At 72.8% G+C, this 16,804-nt stretch carries 18 protein-coding genes; 7 read left to right on the plus strand and 11 right to left on the minus strand.

Annotation, left to right across the window (positions count from 1 at the left end):
* Positions 1 to 95: 95 nt before the first annotated feature.
* The gene (locus ACN28C_RS03370; protein WP_422772149.1) at positions 96 to 581 is read right to left on the minus strand and encodes an Lrp/AsnC family transcriptional regulator; all 486 of its coding nucleotides are present in this window, start codon (positions 579 to 581) and stop codon (positions 96 to 98) included.
* 133 nt (positions 582 to 714) lie between these two features.
* Between ACN28C_RS03370 and hppD the strand changes: the two genes are divergently transcribed.
* From hppD to ACN28C_RS03395, 5 genes are all read left to right on the plus strand, one after another.
* Positions 715 to 1,935, plus strand: coding sequence for a 4-hydroxyphenylpyruvate dioxygenase (hppD, locus tag ACN28C_RS03375; protein WP_422772150.1), 1,221 nt, complete (start codon positions 715 to 717; stop codon positions 1,933 to 1,935).
* A gap of 76 nt (positions 1,936 to 2,011) precedes the next feature.
* Complete coding sequence (locus ACN28C_RS03380; RefSeq protein ID WP_422772151.1) at positions 2,012 to 2,962, plus strand: RDD family protein; 951 nt, start codon at positions 2,012 to 2,014, stop codon at positions 2,960 to 2,962.
* Positions 2,959 to 4,122, plus strand: a complete 1,164-nt coding sequence (gene hisC, locus ACN28C_RS03385; RefSeq protein ID WP_422772152.1) for a histidinol-phosphate transaminase — start codon at positions 2,959 to 2,961, stop codon at positions 4,120 to 4,122. The genes ACN28C_RS03380 and hisC overlap by 4 nt, the downstream gene beginning before the upstream one ends.
* Before the next feature lie 205 nt (positions 4,123 to 4,327).
* Positions 4,328 to 4,882, plus strand: coding sequence for a hypothetical protein (locus ACN28C_RS03390; RefSeq protein ID WP_422772153.1), 555 nt, complete (start codon positions 4,328 to 4,330; stop codon positions 4,880 to 4,882).
* Between the two features lie 217 nt (positions 4,883 to 5,099).
* On the plus strand, positions 5,100 to 5,924 hold the full coding sequence (locus tag ACN28C_RS03395) for a hypothetical protein (RefSeq protein ID WP_422772154.1): 825 nt from the start codon (positions 5,100 to 5,102) through the stop codon (positions 5,922 to 5,924).
* Positions 5,925 to 5,931: 7 nt separating this feature from the next.
* On the opposite strand, the gene ACN28C_RS03400 is transcribed toward ACN28C_RS03395, so the two are convergent.
* From ACN28C_RS03400 to ACN28C_RS03420, 5 genes are all read right to left on the minus strand, one after another.
* Positions 5,932 to 7,326: a PQQ-binding-like beta-propeller repeat protein gene (locus tag ACN28C_RS03400; RefSeq protein ID WP_422772155.1), complete on the minus strand. Its 1,395-nt coding sequence runs from the start codon at positions 7,324 to 7,326 to the stop codon at positions 5,932 to 5,934.
* Between the two features lie 211 nt (positions 7,327 to 7,537).
* Positions 7,538 to 8,140 (minus strand): SRPBCC family protein, encoded by a 603-nt coding sequence (locus tag ACN28C_RS03405; RefSeq protein WP_422772156.1) that lies wholly within the window; start codon positions 8,138 to 8,140, stop codon positions 7,538 to 7,540.
* 274 nt (positions 8,141 to 8,414) lie between these two features.
* A complete protein-coding gene (locus tag ACN28C_RS03410) occupies positions 8,415 to 8,612 on the minus strand; it encodes a DUF397 domain-containing protein (RefSeq protein ID WP_422772157.1) in 198 nt (65 codons plus the stop codon).
* Positions 8,613 to 8,715: 103 nt separating this feature from the next.
* The gene (gene fahA, locus ACN28C_RS03415; protein ID WP_422772158.1) at positions 8,716 to 9,936 is read right to left on the minus strand and encodes a fumarylacetoacetase; all 1,221 of its coding nucleotides are present in this window, start codon (positions 9,934 to 9,936) and stop codon (positions 8,716 to 8,718) included.
* Positions 9,937 to 9,972: 36 nt separating this feature from the next.
* Positions 9,973 to 10,830, minus strand: a complete 858-nt coding sequence (locus ACN28C_RS03420; RefSeq protein ID WP_422772159.1) for a hypothetical protein — start codon at positions 10,828 to 10,830, stop codon at positions 9,973 to 9,975.
* A 94-nt stretch (positions 10,831 to 10,924) separates the two neighbouring features.
* On the opposite strand from ACN28C_RS03420, the gene ACN28C_RS03425 reads away from it, so the two are divergent.
* The gene (locus ACN28C_RS03425; RefSeq protein ID WP_422772160.1) at positions 10,925 to 12,106 is read left to right on the plus strand and encodes a homogentisate 1,2-dioxygenase; all 1,182 of its coding nucleotides are present in this window, start codon (positions 10,925 to 10,927) and stop codon (positions 12,104 to 12,106) included.
* A gap of 28 nt (positions 12,107 to 12,134) precedes the next feature.
* On the opposite strand, the gene ACN28C_RS03430 is transcribed toward ACN28C_RS03425, so the two are convergent.
* The 4 genes from ACN28C_RS03430 to ACN28C_RS03445 form a co-directional block, all read right to left on the minus strand.
* Positions 12,135 to 13,178 (minus strand): tetratricopeptide repeat protein, encoded by a 1,044-nt coding sequence (locus tag ACN28C_RS03430; RefSeq protein WP_422772161.1) that lies wholly within the window; start codon positions 13,176 to 13,178, stop codon positions 12,135 to 12,137.
* A gap of 229 nt (positions 13,179 to 13,407) precedes the next feature.
* Positions 13,408 to 13,878 (minus strand): 2-C-methyl-D-erythritol 2,4-cyclodiphosphate synthase, encoded by a 471-nt coding sequence (gene ispF, locus ACN28C_RS03435; RefSeq protein ID WP_422772162.1) that lies wholly within the window; start codon positions 13,876 to 13,878, stop codon positions 13,408 to 13,410.
* A gap of 18 nt (positions 13,879 to 13,896) precedes the next feature.
* Positions 13,897 to 14,607: a 2-C-methyl-D-erythritol 4-phosphate cytidylyltransferase gene (gene ispD / locus ACN28C_RS03440; RefSeq protein ID WP_422772163.1), complete on the minus strand. Its 711-nt coding sequence runs from the start codon at positions 14,605 to 14,607 to the stop codon at positions 13,897 to 13,899.
* Between the two features lie 63 nt (positions 14,608 to 14,670).
* Positions 14,671 to 15,156: a CarD family transcriptional regulator gene (locus tag ACN28C_RS03445; protein ID WP_007073334.1), complete on the minus strand. Its 486-nt coding sequence runs from the start codon at positions 15,154 to 15,156 to the stop codon at positions 14,671 to 14,673.
* 327 nt (positions 15,157 to 15,483) lie between these two features.
* On the opposite strand from ACN28C_RS03445, the gene ACN28C_RS03450 reads away from it, so the two are divergent.
* Positions 15,484 to 16,236 (plus strand): hypothetical protein, encoded by a 753-nt coding sequence (locus ACN28C_RS03450; protein ID WP_422772164.1) that lies wholly within the window; start codon positions 15,484 to 15,486, stop codon positions 16,234 to 16,236.
* A gap of 41 nt (positions 16,237 to 16,277) precedes the next feature.
* Here the strand turns inward: ACN28C_RS03450 and ACN28C_RS03455 are convergent, their stop codons facing one another.
* Positions 16,278 to 16,769, minus strand: a complete 492-nt coding sequence (locus ACN28C_RS03455; protein WP_422772165.1) for a hypothetical protein — start codon at positions 16,767 to 16,769, stop codon at positions 16,278 to 16,280.
* Positions 16,770 to 16,804: the final 35 nt, after the last annotated feature.

The following is a 16,804-nucleotide window of genomic DNA, read 5'->3' on the forward strand; positions in this document are numbered from 1 at the left end:
AGGCCGCTAAGGCGATTTGTCCGTGTCGCGGATGCCGACGGTGGTTAGGCGGGGGCCCTTCTTCTACAGAAAGCGATAAGCGGGGGCCCTTCCTTCTATCCCACGGCGGAGCGGAGGAGTGGGAGTACCCGGTAGGGGATCTTCTCCGCCAGCGCGATGATGCTGGAGGCGCGGGCGACGCCCTCGTGCGAGACGATCCGGTCGAGCACCCGTTGCAGGTCGGCGTTGGAGCGGGCCACGATCCGGCAGAGCACGTCGCCGGAGCCGGTGATGGTGTGTGCCTCCAGCACCTCTGGGATGCCGCCCAGGTGCGCGGTGACCGGGTCGTGACCGTGCCGCTGGTTGATCTCCAGCGTCACGAAGGAGGTCACCTGGAACCCGATCGCCGCCGGGTCGAGCTGCGGCCCCAGCCCCGAGATCACCCCCCGGGCGAGCAGCTTGTCCAGCCGGGCCTGCACGGTGCCCCTGGCCACCTGGAGCCGGCGGGAGCACTCCAGCACTCCGATCCGGGGTTCGGCGTCGAGCAGGTCGACGAGCCGGACGTCAAGCCGATCGAGCTGCACATCTTGCACAGTGCTCATGGTTTTTCACCATACCAAATGCACAACCTGACCAGCGTTTCGCGGATGGGTTGCCCAGGTTCGCACCGCAACGGATGCTGCGGGGAAGACGGCCGCGCCGCCGGCCGGCCGCGGCACCCAGGGAGGTAGGACGATGACCAGCGCACTCCACCAGCCGTCCACCGCCGGCTCGGAGCTGGACTCCGACATCGACGTCGACCGGCTCGTCGGGGCCGTGTCGCACGACGACGGCACCGACCCCTTCCCGGTGCAGGGCATCGACCACATCCGGTTCATGGTCGGCAACGCGAAGCAGGCCGCGCACTACTACTCGACCGCCTTCGGGATGACCCGGGTCGCGTACCGGGGGCCGGAGCAGGGTCACCGGGACCATGCCGAGTATGTGCTGACCAGCGGCTCGGCCCGGTTCGTCTTCACCGGAGCCGTCCGGCCCGGCGCGACGGACGCCGACCACGTGGCCCGGCACGGCGACGGCGTACTCGACATCGCACTGACCGTGCCCGACGTCGATGCGGCGTACGCGCACGCGATGGCGCAGGGCGCGACCGGCCTGGCGGAGCCGTACGACGTCACCGACGAGCACGGGACGATCCGGATCGCCACCATCGCCGCCTACGGCGAGACCCGGCACTCACTGGTCGACCGGTCCCGGTACCGCGGGCCCTTCCTGCCCGGCTTCGTGGCCCAGGGCCCGATCGTGGACCGGCAGCCGATGATCGACTCCGGGGTGCAGCCGAAGCGCTTCTTCCAGGCCGTCGACCACGTCGTCGGCAACGTCGAACTCGGCCGGATGGACGAGTGGGTGGAGTTCTACCGCCGGGTGATGGGCTTCACCAACATGGCCGAGTTCGTCGGCGACGACATCGCCACCGACTACTCGGCACTGATGTCGAAGGTGGTGGCGAACGGGACCCGCAAGGTCAAGTTCCCGCTCAACGAGCCGGCGGTGGCCCGCCGCAAGTCGCAGATCGACGAGTACCTGGAGTTCTACGGCGGCCCGGGTGCCCAGCACATCGCGCTGGCCACCAACGACATCCTGACCACCGTCGACGCGATGCGGGCGGCCGGCGTCGAGTTCCTGGACACCCCGGACTCCTACTACGACGACCCGGAGTTGCGCGCCCGGATCGGCAAGGTGCGCGCCCCGATCGAGGAACTGAAGGCCCGGAAGATCCTGGTCGACCGGGACGAGGACGGCTACCTGCTGCAGATCTTCACCAAGCCGGTGCAGGACCGCCCCACGGTCTTCTTCGAGCTGATCGAGCGGCACGGATCGCTCGGCTTCGGCAAGGGAAACTTCAAGGCGCTCTTCGAGGCCATCGAGCGGGAACAAGAGGCACGCGGAAACCTGTGACACTGTCCTGGGTGACTCAGGGCAGTGGTGGTTAAGGTCTCAGCGTGAATGTCAGGACGCAACCGAGGTCGTTCCGGTGACGGTGGAACCGGGCTGGTACGCCGACCCCGCCGAGCCAACCACCCAGCGGTACTGGGACGGAGAGGGCTGGGTCGGCGCGTCGCTGCCCGCCGGTGCCACCCCGCCGCCCGGGCCGCCGCCGGCCGACGAGCCCGAGCCGGTCCCCGCGCCAACGAGTGGCGCCGGGGCGGCACCAGGCTCCCCCGCCACCCCGGCGTCGTCGGCCGGCGCACCGGCGCCGCCGGGCGCCCCCGGCGGGCCTGCGGCGCCCTGGGGCGGCCCGCCGGTCAGCAGCCCTCCACCGGGCGGAACGCCGACGGGCGGGCCGCCGCCAGGCTGGCCGGGGCCGTACTGGGCGGCGCCACCGCCCCGGCCGCATGGGCTGGAGTTGGCCCCGCTCGGCGCCCGAGTGCTCGCCCGGCTGATCGACATCGGCCTGGTGCTGCTGCTCAACGTGCTGGTCAACGGCTGGTTCGTCTGGCGGTTCGTGCAGGAGGTCGAGCCGGTGACCCGGGAGATTTTCCGGCGTGCCATGGCCGGCGAGTCGACGACCGAGGGCCTGCCCCAGGCGAGTCCGCAGGCCGACGGGTTACAGGTGGTCATCCTGCTGATCGCCGCCGCGCTCTGGTTCGCCTACGAGGTCCCGTCGGTGGCAAACTCCGGGCAGACCTTTGGCAAGCGGGTGATGGGGATCAAGGTCGTCGCGCTGGCCGAGACCGAGCAACTGGGCTTCGGCCGGTCGTTCCGGCGGTGGAACATGCTCGGCCTGCCGGTCTTCCTCTGGAGCTGCTGCGGCATCGGCTTCCTGATCCAGCTCGTCGACTGCGCACTCGCGTTCTTCGACCGACCACTACGGCAGTCCCTGCACGACAAGCGGGGGCAGACGGCGGTGGTCCGGCTCCCTTCCCGGGCCGGCTCGCCGCCCGAACCCACCCCGAACGATCGCTCTGGAGGCCCCGCGTCATGACCGGCCCGACCAGTTCCGCCCCCGACCGGCGCTCCGGGGCTCCCCGGCTGACCCGGGCCGACCTCGACGCACTGCCGAACTACGTGCCGGGGCGCAGCCCGGCGGACCTGGCCCGGGAGCTGGGGCTGCCGGAGGCGATCAAGCTGGCCAGCAACGAGGTGCCGTACGGCCCGCTGCCCGGGGTTGCCGAGGCGGTCGCCGAGGCGGTCGCCGGTGCGCACCGCTATCCGGACATGGGCGTGCTGGCGCTGCGGGCCGCGCTGGCCGAGCGCTACGGCGTGGAGGCGGAACGGATCGCCACCGGCTGCGGGTCGGTGGCGCTGGCCGAGCACCTCGTCCGGGCCAGCTGCCTGCCCGGCGACGAGGTGGTGTATTCGTGGCGCTCCTTCGAGGCGTACCCGATAATCGCGGCGACCAGCGGCGCGACCAGCGTGCGGGTGCCCAACGACGCCGGCCACGGGCACGACCTGGCCGCGATGGCGGCGGCGGTGACCGACCGGACCCGGCTGATCTTCGTCTGCAATCCGAACAACCCCACCGGTACGAGCCTGCGCCGCGTCGAGCTGGACCGGTTCCTCGCCACGGTCCCGGACGACGTGCTGGTGGTGCTCGACGAGGCGTACCGGGAGTTCGTCACCGACCCCGAGGTGCCGGACGGCCTGGTGAGCTACGGCGACCGGCCGAACGTCGTGGTGCTGCGCACCCTCTCCAAGGCATGGGGGCTGGCCGGGCTGCGGATCGGCTTCCTGGTCGGCCACCCCGAGGTGGCGGCGGCGGTACGCAAGGTGGTGACCCCGTTCTCGGCCAGCGTGGCGGCGCAGGCCGGTGCCCTGGCCGCGCTCGCACAGGCCGCCGAGATGCGGCGGCGCTGCGCGCTGGTGGTGGCCGAGCGGGACCGGATGATCGAGGCGCTACGCAAGCGCCTGCCGGCCGGCCCTGCCGGCGGGGGCGGCCCTGGCGGCCCTGGCGGCGCGGGCGTGCCGGAGAGCCAGGCCAACTTCGTCTGGCTGCCGCTGGGCGCCGCGTCCGTGCCGTTTGCGCAGGCGTGCGAGGCGCGCGGCATCATCGTCCGACCGTTCGCGGGTGAGGGCGTACGCGTCACCGTCGGCACCCCGGCGGAGAACGACGCCTTCCTGGCCGCCGCGGATTCCGCGCTCTAGACGCGGGACCTCTCGCCCGGGCGGCTCGCGTCGCCCGGGCGGGGTTACGCGCCTTCGCGACAACCACTCACGGGGCCCCTGCGCCGTTTAGCCGATTTGTGGGTTTTGCGCTATATCTCCGCCTCTTCTGGGTATTTTCGCGCTGTCGGGCGATCCACCGCCCCGCAGACTCTGCCGAAAAATCGACACGAATTGGATGAGAAACGTGCGCATCACCAGAACTCTGCTGGTCGGCTCCGCCGCCCTGCTGGCGGCGGGACTGATCGCCGCCCCCGCCGCGGCGGCACCGACCGGGGACACCGAAGTCACCTTCGAAATTCTCGCCGGCACCCTGGACATCACCGTGCCCGCCACCGCCGACCTCGGCACCGGCGCGCCCGGCAGTGAAATCGAGGGGCAACTCGGGTCCGTCACCGTCACCGACGGTCGGGCCTCCGACGACGCCTCCTGGACCGCCACGGTGACCTCCACCGACTTCACCACGGGCACAGGCACCGCGAGCGAGACCATCCTGGCCTCCGAGATCGACTACTGGTCGGGCCCGGCCACCGCCACGACCGGCAACGGCACCTTCACCCCCGGGCAGGCCAACGCGGGAGCGGCGGCTCCGCTCGACACCACCACACCGCTCACCGCGTTCACCCACGCCGGCGGCACCGGCAACAACAGTGCGTCCTGGAACCCGACCCTGGTGGTGAACGTCCCCCTCGACAACGTGGCGGGCGTTTACACCGGGACGGTGACGCATTCGGTGGCGTAGCGGCGGGAGAGCCGCCGCACGACTGCTCCTCGCCGTCTCCTGCCTCGCCGGCACCGGGCTTTCCGCCCGGGCCGGCGAGGCGGCTCCGGCACCCGATCCGGCAACGATCGGAATCCAACTGCTGGAGGCCCCGGTCGAGCGCCGTGCCGATCCTCGGGCCCAGCGGCACATCGTCGACCACCTGCCGCCGGGCACACTCATCCGGCGCAACCTGCGGGTGGCGAACAACTCCGACCGGAAGCAGCGGATCGACCTCTACCCGGCGGCGGCCACCATCGAGGAGGGCCGGTTCCGGTTCGGGGAGGGGCGGACCCAGAACGAGCTGACCTCGTGGATCTCGCTGGACAGGACCCGGGTGGACCTCGCGCCCGGCGCCGAGACGCGGGTCGAGGCCACCCTCGACGTGCCGCCGCCCGCGCCGGCCGGCGAGCGCTATGCGGTGATCTGGGCCTCGACGACCTCCCCGAACCAGACCTCGGCCAACGTCACCCAGATCCATCGGGTCGGCGTACGGGTCTATCTCGACGTCGGTCTCGGCGGCGAGCCTCCGTCGGACTTCCGGATCGGGGAACTCGTGCCCACCCGCGACGTGCGCGGCGTGCCGTCGGTCGCCATCCGGGTCGACAACACCGGACAGCGGGCGCTGGACCTCGCCGGGTCGGTGTCGCTGTCGGAAGGTCCCGCCGACACACGCGCCGGGCCGTTCGACGTCGTCCAGGGTACGACCCTCGCACCGGGCGAGGCCGGGGCGGTCACCGTCCGGTTCCCCCGCGAACTGCCGAACGGACCGTGGAAGATCGACGTCGCCCTGGAGAGCGGCACGGTGCGGCGGACCGCCGCCGGGAAGGTCACCTTCCCGGATCCGGGGAAGGTGGGCGAGCCGAGCCCGCTGCTCGCGCCGTTGCGCACCCCGTGGGGGATCCTCGGCAGCTCGCTCGTCGTCGGTCTGCTCGTGGCCGCCGCGCTCTTCGTGGTCGCCCGCCGCCTGCACCACCGGCGACGACGTGTCGCCAGGGTGGGCCCGGGCTCGGGCGACCCGTAGCCGGGACTCAGGTACCGGCCAGGATCACCGGCTGGGCCGCCAGGTAGTAGCGGTCGTCCCCGGCCGCCGGGTCCACCGGCTCGGCCAGCCGCTCGACGGTGACAAAGCCGCCGGCCGCGTACGCGAATCCGGCTGACCAGGTCGTCGAGTCCCGGCCGTACGTGAACGGGAAGCGGGACCGTTCCGCCCCGGTTGCCGCGTCGAGGGTGACCAGGTCCCCGCCCCCGGTACGCAGGTGCACCCGCCCCGGTTGGGTGGCGATCAGTCGAGCCGGACCGGCCGCGCGCTCCGGCTCCGTCTCCAGCGTCGGCGTCGGCGTCGGCGTCGGCGTCGGCGTCGGCGTCGGGATACCGGACCAGCGCCACCGCTCGGCGCCGGTCCGCGCCGAACGGGCCACCAGCCCGGCCCCGTCCGGCGCCACCGCGATCCCGTCGACCAGTACCGCCTCCGGTGCGTCCAGGGCCGGGGCAGGCACCGGGCGGACCCCGTCGACCAGCCAGCCCCGGGTCACCCCGCCGCCGACCGTCCGCAGGGCCCGACACCCGGAGCGGCCGGCCACGCAGCCGACCGGGGCGATCTCGATGGGCGGGTCCGCGTCACCGGGCCGGTTCACCTCGTCGGGCCGCCATCGGTTGGCGAGTGCGCCCGTGCCCACGTCGTAGAAGTCGACCTGCCGTGCTCCGGCGCAGACGTCGACGACCGCGAAGAGGCCGGCGGTGGTCGTCACCCCCTCGCCCGCTCCGGCGGCCGCCTCGCCGTCGGGACCGCTGCCCGGCTCGCCCTGGTGGCAGGTCGGATCGGCGGAGAGTCGCCAGAGCTGCCGGCCGGTGCCCAGGTCGATCCCGCGCCGGTCGGCGGTCTCGCCGACCACCAGGACTCCCCGCCCGGCCGAGCTGCGGGCGGTGTGGAGGCCGGTCGGTGCGTACACGGTGGCGGCTCCGGTGCGCCGGCCGAGGTAGCCGTGCCCGGGGCGGGGCCCCGAAGCGCGCCAGCGGACCGTGCCGGTCCGGGCGTCCAGCGCCACCAGCTCGCCGTCCGACCAGCGGGTCACCACGGTGGTGCCGTCAGCCACCACCCCGGCGACCTGCGCCGGCCAGCGCCGGTAGGACCAGTACGGCGTACGCCGGGTGGGGGCGTCGACCGGCTGGTCGGCCCAGACCTTCCGGGTGGTGGCGTAGACCCGGAGCCGGTCGTCGACGATGAGCGGTGCCGCGTTCAGCGTGCCGACCACGCCGGGTCGGACGCTCACCGGGACCGGATGGTCGCCCCTGGCCGGCGTGATCACTTCGGCGGGTGCCAGCACCCGATGGACGACCACGGCGGACCCGGCCACGAGCAGCACCGCCACCGCGAGGGCGATCGCCGTCCGCAGCCACGTCCGCGCGCCGTTCGGCGTTGCCATGCCCGGACACCTCCGCCCGGAACCCTATCGACCAGCGCCCGGCCATCGCCCGGCAGGTGCGCGATCCGGCGCCGCGCCGAGCCCAGATTCACCAGGTCAGCGGAGGTCTACGGCAGCTGGTCGGCGAACGCGCGCCACCCGGCACGGGGCGGCGCCGCCACCCGTCAGGGAAGTCCGTGCGGCCCGCGAACCGCGCGGGCGGGGAGGTGCGTCAGGCGGCCGTGGCCGGGTCGATCCGGCCGGGCTCGGTGGCGGTCGCGAGGTCGGCCAGGTCCCGGCGGAGGGCGCCCTCTCCGGCCCGCGCGGCGAGCCCGCCGAAGACCACCGCCAGCAGCCGGCCGTACCGGGCGGTGGGCACGCCCTCGTGGCTCACCGTCAGCACGGTGCGACCGCGGCCCGGCCGTCGCGGCTCGCTCCGCCGCCGCCCGGACCGTCTCGCCTCGACCGGGATGAAGGTGTACGTCGTCAGGTAGTCCACCCCGTCGCCGGAGGAGCTGATCACGAGTCGTCGGGGCGGCGCCGCCTCCCGAACGGCGAACTCCTCGACCATCCCGGTGCCGTCCGGCCCGGTCCGGCGCTCCCGCCAGACCGTGCCGATCCCGAATCCGGCGCCTGGCCCCGGCGCGGCCATGGCGCCCGCCCCGGCGCCCGCCCCCAGCGCGGATGGCGGATCGGTCCCGCCCGGGGCCGTCGCCAGCACCTCGACGGCGTGAACGTGGCAGAGCCAGCGGGGGCGCGCGGGCAGGTCGGTGAAGACCCGCCACAGCTCGTCGGCGGGCGCCTCGATCAGCCTGCTGAACGTCACCGTCGACATGGGAACCTCCCCGGATACCACGGTACGGCGTGGGAGAGGCCGCCCATAGCCCGGGCCGGCGCAGAGTGATCAGAACGTGACAGGACGATGTTCGGAAGCCGCCCCTGAATCACCGGCGTCGGCCTGGTCGGCTCGGGGATCTGCTCCGGACGGACCAGACCGGCCGTCGCGCCACGACCGGCCGTCCGCACCACGACCGGCCGTCCGCACCACGACCGGCCGTCCGCACCACGACCGGCCGTCCGCACCACGACCGGCCGTCCTACGCCAGTCGTCAGCTTCCGAACGCGCCCGTCCTGGTCGCGGTCACGAACGCCGCCCAGCTGGCCGGCTCGAACGAGAGGACCGGGGCCGGGTCCTTCGAGTCACGCACGCCGACGACCCCGGGCAGGTTGTCGGCCACCTCGATGCAGAGTCCCTGGTCGTTGGAACGGCTGCTCTTGCGCCAGCGAGCGGCTCCCGCGTTGAACATTTTCGTACCCTTTCAAGGTGAATCACACTTGATAACGGGTTTGTACCCGCCTGGGTAAGTCAACGCGCGATAAAGGGTCCCGTAACGCTACGGAAGAATCCTGTTACCCGCCGCCACCGAACGATCGCACACCTCGTGCGACCGTCCCGGCGACCGCTCCGAGGCCGACCGTGGTGCCGTCCGGCCCCGGAGCGGTGGCGCCGATGACGACGGTGTCACCGTCCTCCAGGAAGGTCCGGGTCGAACCGTCGGCCAGTTTCACCGGATCCGCCCCGCCCCAGGTCAGTTCGAGGAAGGAGCCGACCTGGTCGCGCCGGGGGCCGGAGACGGTGCCGGAGGCGTAGAGATCACCGGTACGCAGCGCCGCCCCGTTGACGGTCAGGTGCGCGAGCTGCTGTGCCGGGGTCCAGTACATCCCGGCGAACGGCGGCTCGCTGACCCGCGTGCCGTTCCAATCCACCGTCAGCCGCAGGTCCAGCCCCAGGTGCGGTACGTCCCGCAGGTAGCCGAGCACCGCCGGCTCCTGCTCCGGGGCCGGCACCCAGGCGTCGGCCAACGCCTCCAGCGGCACCACCCAGGGCGAGACCGAGGTGCAGAACGACTTGCCGAGGAAGGGCCCGAGCGGCTGGTACTCCCATGCCTGGATGTCCCGGGCCGACCAGTCGTTGACCAGTACCACCCCGAAGACGTGTGTGGCGAAGTCGTCCACCCCGACCCGCTCGCCGAGCGGCGACGGTACGCCGACCACGAAGCCGACCTCGGCCTCGATGTCCAGCCGGGTCGAGGGTCCGTAGACCGGCCCGTCCGGGGTGCTGCGCTGGCCCGCCGGGCGGACGACCGGCGTGCCGGAGACCACCACGGTGCCGGCCCGGCCGTGGTAGCCGACCGGCAGGTGCCGCCAGTTCGGCAGCAGCGCCGCCCCGCCCGGCCGGAAGATCTGCCCCACGTTGGCCGCGTGGTGCTCCGAGGAGTAGAAGTCGACGTAGTCGGCGACCGCGAAGGGGAGTTCCAGCTCGACCCGGTCGAGCGGGACCAGCAGCGGCGCCACCGCGGCCCGGTGCTCCTCCTCGGTCAGCAGCTCCACGATCCGGGTCCGGACCGTCGTCCACTGTGCCCGGCCAAGCGCCAGGAACGCGTTCAGGTTCGGCTGCCGCAGCGCGCCGCCGGCCAGGATCAGCCCGGCCGCCTCCGCGCCGTCGAGGTCGAGCACGGAGTTTCCGATCCGTACGCCGATCCGGGGCGGCCGCCCCGCCGCCCGGAAGACCCCGTACGGCAGGTTGTGTACCCCGTACGGCGATCCGATCGCCTCGGCCACCCAGGTCACGTCAGCTCCTCGACTGTCACGTCAGCTCCTCGACTGTCACGGCTCGAAGCCTCCGTTCACCAGGCCCAGCCGGACCAGGTCGATCAGCGGTTCCATCACGCTGCACGACCCGAACCCGATCCAGAGCGGGCGCCGCTCGTCCCGCCGCGACCGGGCCGCCTCGACCAGCGGCACCGGATCGGTCGAGGCCAGCACCTCGGCCACCCCGGTCACCTCCGCACCGGAGCACGCCACGGCGGCGGCGGCCAGGACGTTGACGAAGCCGTGGTGGGTGAAGCCGGTCTCCGGGTCGATGTGCCGGATCGCGTGGTGCAGCCCGGCGGTGAGCTTGAACGGAAGTTCCCGGTCGCGGCACGCGCCGATCACCGCGGCGAGCTCGACCGGGGTCGGGAAGAGTTCGGCGGCGAGCCCGCCGGTGCGGAACTTGGCCGCGATCCGCCTCCCGGCGGCCCGCTCTTCGGCCAGCCGGTCGAGGGCGCCGAGCAGCCCCCAGGTGAGCGGGATCTCGGCGTAGACGTCCGCGTCGTCCAGCCGGGCGGGAAGCCCGGCGAGCGCGGCCAGGCCGGGCAGCGGGTCCTCGCCGCGCTTGGCGACCGCCATCTCGACCTGCCGGATCCGGATCCGGGGATCGGTCCGGCCGCACAGCGGATAGAGCTCCGGCACCGGCACGTCGCCGATCACCCCGACCTCGATCCGCTCGCCGTCGTCGAGCAGCGCCGACAGCTCGGACAGGGCCGAGGCGGGCAGCAGCAGCGGGCCGACCAGCGGGGCGTACCAGGCCCTGCGGTGCCGGCGGTGCGCGGCGACCGCGTCGGGCAGCGTGGCACTGCCGGGCGGGAAGACGGCGGCGTCGTCCACCAGCCCGGCGAAGAGCCGGGGCACCTGCGTTGACACGAACAGAGAACTTACGGGACGCTACGACTAGCGGACAACACCGTCCGATTATCGGACGTTCTTGCCCGTTCACTGGGACAAAAGGGAGGCGATCATGCCGTACTACCGCAGCATCGGCGAGGTGCCCCGGAAGCGCCACACCCAGTTCCGGCAACCCGACGGCAGCCTCTACGCCGAGGAGCTGATGGGCCAGGAGGGCTTCTCGTCCGACTCGTCCCTCCTCTACCACCGCCATCTGCCGACCGCGATCGTCGCCGCCGAGGAGTTCACCCCGCCGGGCGCGCCGACCCGGGTGCCGAACCTGCCGCTCAAGCCCCGCCACCTGCGTACCCACAAGCTCGACGGCGGCGCCGGCACCGACGCGGTCCTCGGCCGGGTGCACCTGCTGGCCAACGAGGACGTCCGGATCTCGTACGTCGTCGCCGACCAGCCCTCCCCGCTCTACCGCAACGCCGTCGGCGACGAGTGCCTCTACGTCGAGTCCGGCGCCGCCCGGATCGAGTCCACCTTCGGCGTGCTCGGGGTGACCGCCGGCGACTACGTGATCATCCCGACCTCGGTGCTCTACCGGGTCGTGCCGGTCGCACCGGTGCCGGTGCGGATGCTCACCATCGAGGCGACCGGGCACATCGGCCCGCCCAAGCGCTACCTCTCGGTACGCGGCCAGTTCCTCGAACACGCCCCCTACTGCGAGCGGGACGTACGCGGCCCGGATGCGCCGCTGCTGGTCGACGGGACCGACGTCGAGGTCTACGTCCAGCACCGCCGGGGCTGGACCCGGCACGTCTACGCCAACCACCCCTTCGACGTGGTCGGCTGGGACGGGCACCTCTACCCGTGGGCGTTCTCCATCCACGACTTCGAGCCGATCACCGGCCGGCTCCACCAGCCGCCGCCGGTGCACCAGACCTTCCAGGGCCCCAACTTCGTGATCTGCTCCTTCGTGCCCCGCAAGGTCGACTACCACCCGCTGGCCATCCCGGTGCCCTACAACCACCACAACGTCGACTCCGACGAGATGCTCTTCTACACCGGCGGCAACTACGAGGCCCGGCGGGGCTCCGGGATCGAGCAGGGCTCGATCTCGCTGCATCCGGCCGGCTTCACGCACGGCCCGCAGCCGGGCGCCCCGGACCGGGCCATCGGGGCGGAGAGCTTCGACGAGCTGGCGGTCATGGTCGACACCTTCCGCCCGCTCGACCTCTGCCCACCCGCGCTCTCCTGCGAGGACACCGGCTACGCCTGGACCTGGTCCGGCCGCCCACCCTCCGCCTGACCGGTCCGGGAAGCATTTCCGTGCCGGGTCAGTCGCGTCCGCTCGCGGGTGACCAGCCGAAGAGCACCGCCAGCTCGGTAGCGGCGGAGGTGAAGAGCGCCAGCACCAGCGGCCACGGGGACCCGACGAACGCGTAGAGCAGGATCAGGCACGGACCGGCGATCACGGCGTAGACGGCGAGGGCCAGCAGCCCGTCGGAGCGGATCAGGTCGGGCAGCCGCCCCCGGCCCATCGTCGGCACCCGGCGGGCGAAGCGCCACACCAGGATCCCACCGGTCACCGCCGCCAGTCCGGCCCAGACCCGCGACGCGAACGGGTTTCCCCCGGCCAGGCACGCCACCAGCACCGAGACCACGATGGTGTAGCCGGCGCCGTACATCAGCAGTCGGCGCAGCCCGTCGCCGACCGTACGCCCGCTGTCGCCGCTGGCCGGGGCGAGCGCGGCGGCGTCGGCGAGGTGTTCCAGCGCCTCGGCGTAGCGCCGCTGCTCCAGCCGGATCACCCCGATGTTGTGCTGCGCCGCGGCCAGCTCGGGGTCGAGCCGCAGCGCCTCCCGGTACGCCCGCTCGGCGAGGTCGAACATCTCCATCCTGGCCGCCACCAGGCCGAGCACCAGATGCGCCTGTGCCTCCTCCGGTGCCAGCTCGACACCGCGCCAGGCGGCGTTGAGCGCCTGCTGCCCGTTGCGCGACTCGCCGAGGATCGCGGCGGCGCTGCGCTGGGCGTACGCGTCGTCCGGGCCGAGCGCCAGGATCTGGCCGGCGACCGCCGCCGCCTCGGCGAACCGGCGCAGGTCGGCAAGGGCGTGCCCCCGGATCACCAGTGGGTGGACCAGTTCCGGAGCGGCGGCGACGGCGGCGTCGGCAGCGCCCAACGCCTCCTCGGACCTGCCCGCCGCGAGTTTGACCATCGCCAGCATCACCAGCGCGGGCACATGCTCCGGGTCGAGCGCGATCGCGAACCCGACCTCGGCGGCGGCCTCGTCGTAGCGGCCGAGTTCGGCGAGCAGTTCGGCGCGCTGGACATACCCTTCGGCGGAGGAGGACTGGTCGGAATCGGCGTCGCTGGACACGGGCCGAGCCTATCCGGCGCTGTCCCGCCGATCTCCACGGCCGACCCGGCCAACATCGACACTCCGGGTGGTTAACGACCGGCCTCCGGCCAGTTAATCGACGACCCGCCGAATGCCCACTCCCCAGGCGCGCGATTGCGCGGTACCGTAGACGGGACCAAGCCTGGCGCTCCCCCCGTGGTGTCAGGCTTGGTCCCTATCTCGCCCCGGAGGTCAACCTCCGACGGGCTCACCGGTGGATCAGGGCGACGGCGATGCCGGCCAGGCCCTCGGCCCGGCCGGTCAGGCCGAGGCCGTCGGTCGTGGTGCCGGAGACGGTGACCGGGGCGCCGACCGCAGCCGTCAGCGCCCGCTGGGCCTCGTCGCGGCGGGGACCGATCTTCGGGCGTACGCCGATCACCTGGATCGAGACGTTGCCGATCTCGAACCCGGCGGCCCGGACCCGGCGTGCGGTCTCGGCCAGCAGGGTGACCCCGGCGGCGCCGGCCCACTCCGGCTCGGCCACCCCGAAGTTGCTGCCGAGGTCGCCGAGTCCGGCGGCGGAGAGCAGCGCGTCGCAGGCGGCGTGCGCGGCGACGTCACCGTCGGAGTGTCCGGCGAGCCCGTCCACCCCAGGCCAGTGCAGGCCGGCGACCCAGCAGGGCCGGCCCGGCTCGAACCCGTGCACGTCGGTACCGACACCGACCAGCGGAACGATCACGTGCGAAAGCGTAGGCGATCAGTGGTGCCCGGCGAGCGGGACGGCACTGAGCAGGTGCTCGGCCAGTGCCAGGTCGAACGGGCGGGTGATCTTCATGGCGTACTCCGAGCCGGGGACGCAGGCGACGCGTACGCCCTGCTTCTCGACCAGGCCCGCGTCGTCGGTGAGCGGGTCGACGGCGGCGGCGTGCGCGGCGGCGAGCACCGCCCGCCGGAAGCCCTGCGGCGTCTGCACGGCCCGCAGCGCGGCCCGGTCGACCGTGCCGAGCACCACGCCGGCGGCCGAGACCTCCTTGATCGTGTCGACCACCGGCAGCACCGGGATCACGGCGTCCGCGCCGCCCCGCACCGCCCCGGCCACCGACTCGACCAGAGCGGTCGGGGTCAGTGCCCGGGCCGCGTCGTGCACGAGGACGATCTCGGGGCCGGCCGGCACCGCTGCCAGCGCGGCGGCGACCGACTCCTGCCGGGTGGCTCCGCCGGTCACCACCGTCAGCTCGGCGACCGGCCTGAGCAGCGCCCGGACCGCCTCCTCGTCGCCGGGCGGCGCCGCCACCACAACGGTGTGCACCGAGGGTGCGGCCGCGATCCGCCGAACGGCGTGCACGAGCAGCGGTTCGCCGCCGATCCGGCGGAGCGCCTTGGGACCGCCGGGCCCGAGCCGGACCCCGGCACCCGCCGCAGGAACGAGGACCGCGACGTCACCGCGCGGATTGAGCTGCGCGGTCACGTCGCGGTCCTCGGACTTTCTACGGGGTACGGCAGGCACGGCGGAAGTGCCTGACGTAGGGGGCTATGCCTCGGTGAGCACCTTGTCGAGAAGGGTCTCCGCTTCGTCCTTGGTGCTCTTTTCGGCGAGCGCGACCTCACCGACGAGGATGTCGCGGGCCTTGGCGAGCATCCGCTTCTCGCCCGCGGACAGCCCCCGCTCCCGCTCCCGGCGCCAGAGGTCACGAACGACCTCCGCCACCTTGAGTGGGTTGCCGGAGGCCAGCTTCTCCAGATTAGCCTTGTAACGCCGCGACCAGTTGGTCGGCTCCTCGGTGTGCGGGGCACGGAGGACATCGAAGACCTTGCCCAGGCCCTCTTCGCCGACCACTTCGCGCACGCCCACGATCTCGGCATTCTCCGCGGGCACCCGGACCGTCAGATCACCCTGAGCGACCCTGAGGACGAGGTACTGCTTGGGCTCGCCCTTGATGACCCGAGTCTCGATTGCCTCGATGAGTGCGGCCCCGTGGTGGGGGTAAACAACGGTCTCGCCGACACTGAAAACCATAGGTTCGAAACCCCTTTCGCTGTGTCTAGGGTAACACGCTCAGGCACCGATGTCCCACCGCAGTCCTGACCGTTAGCGCAGCTCAGAGGCCCTGTGAGAGGTCTTTCTTCGGCTTGACACGGCAGGAATCCATGGATTTAGGCACGCTCTGTGACACACGGATCACCGGCCGACAAGACGGATCGGAAAAATCGGATCTAGGGCGTTGCGGTTCTTCCAGCATATCTCTTCCGCGCCCGGCGCCGCCCCCACTGGCGGTACGACCTCCGGTGGGGGAGGCTGGGACGACAACCCGTTCACACCTCAGGTGCGAGCCAGGGGGTGCGCATGAGCACGTCGGCGGATGGCGACGGCAGGCCGGAGAACGGCCCGTTCGAGGGCCTGCCCGACCTGCCGGCCGAGTGGGGGCGGATAGTCATCCCCGACGATCCCGCCGAACTCGCCGCCGAAGCCGCCGAGGTCCGCCGCGAGCTACGGTTACACGCCCGTCACGACGTGTGGCGGAGGCTGCTCGGACTGCCCTCGGCCACCGCCGGCCGGTCCCCGCTCCGGCTCTGTCTCCTGATCATGTCGGTCGCACTGCTGGCGACCCTGACCAGCCTCTTCGCGATCACCTGGCCCGGCCAGCAACGCCCCCAGGCCACCGGCCGGACCAGCCCGAGCAACCCGGGCACCACCCCCGGAGGTGCCCTGCCGGCGCTCGACCTGGTGGGCGAGGACGGTCAACTCGTCCCGTTGCGCGGGCTGCTCCCCGCCGTGATCATGCTGGTCGACGGCTGCGCCTGCACCGGGGAACTCGACGCCGCCGTCCGGTCCGCTCCGCCCGGGGTCGCCGTACTGGCGGTCAGCAGCCGCCGGGCCGTGCCGAGCGCCCGGCCCGTCGCGCCACCGGCCCGGACGCCGCGCCACCTGACCGACCCGACCTCGGAGCTGCGGACCGCGCTGCACCTGAACGACGCCGGCGGGGCGGTCAGCGTCGTACTGGCCAGCCGCTCGGGCCGGATCGTGCGGACGGTGCCGGACCTCACCTCGGCGGCGGACTACCAGCCCGACCTGTCCGGCCTGCTGACCGCCGCCTGAACGCCGCCGCCTGAACGCCGCTGCCCGAACCCCGCCCCGGGTCAGGAGAGGTCGACCACCTGGAGGACCACCTTCACGTGCCGGTGGTTCAGCCGCCGGGCCCCGATGGTCAGCTCGTCCCCGGTCGCGACAAGCTGGACGCTACCGAACGGCCCGGGGCAGCTCACCGACCTCGACCAGCTCCCCGCCACCCCGCGCACCACCCGCACGTAGAGCTGGCCGTCGCTGACGCAGACGTACTGGAGCAGGTAGCGACCACCCGGATGGGTCTGCACCGACCAGGTGACGAACCTGCGCTGGTCCAGCGTTGCCGTCTGGCGCCAGAGCGTCTCCGGAAAGCGGGGCAGGGCCTGCGCCGCCGCACCCTCGCCCCGCTCGCCGGCCAGGTCCGCGCCGCCGCCCCCGGAGCCGACCACCGGCGCGTCGACCCCGGCCTGCCCCGGCCGGGGCGGCTTCGGCGCCGACCTGACCGACCACCAGCCGCCGATCCCGACCAGCAGCACCGCCGCCATCGTCAGAGCCAACCTACGCATCCGGTCGCCTCCCTGTCGTCGGCACCGCGCACCTG

Source organism: Plantactinospora sp. WMMC1484 (assembly GCF_049315195.1).
Lineage (GTDB): Bacteria > Actinomycetota > Actinomycetes > Mycobacteriales > Micromonosporaceae > Plantactinospora.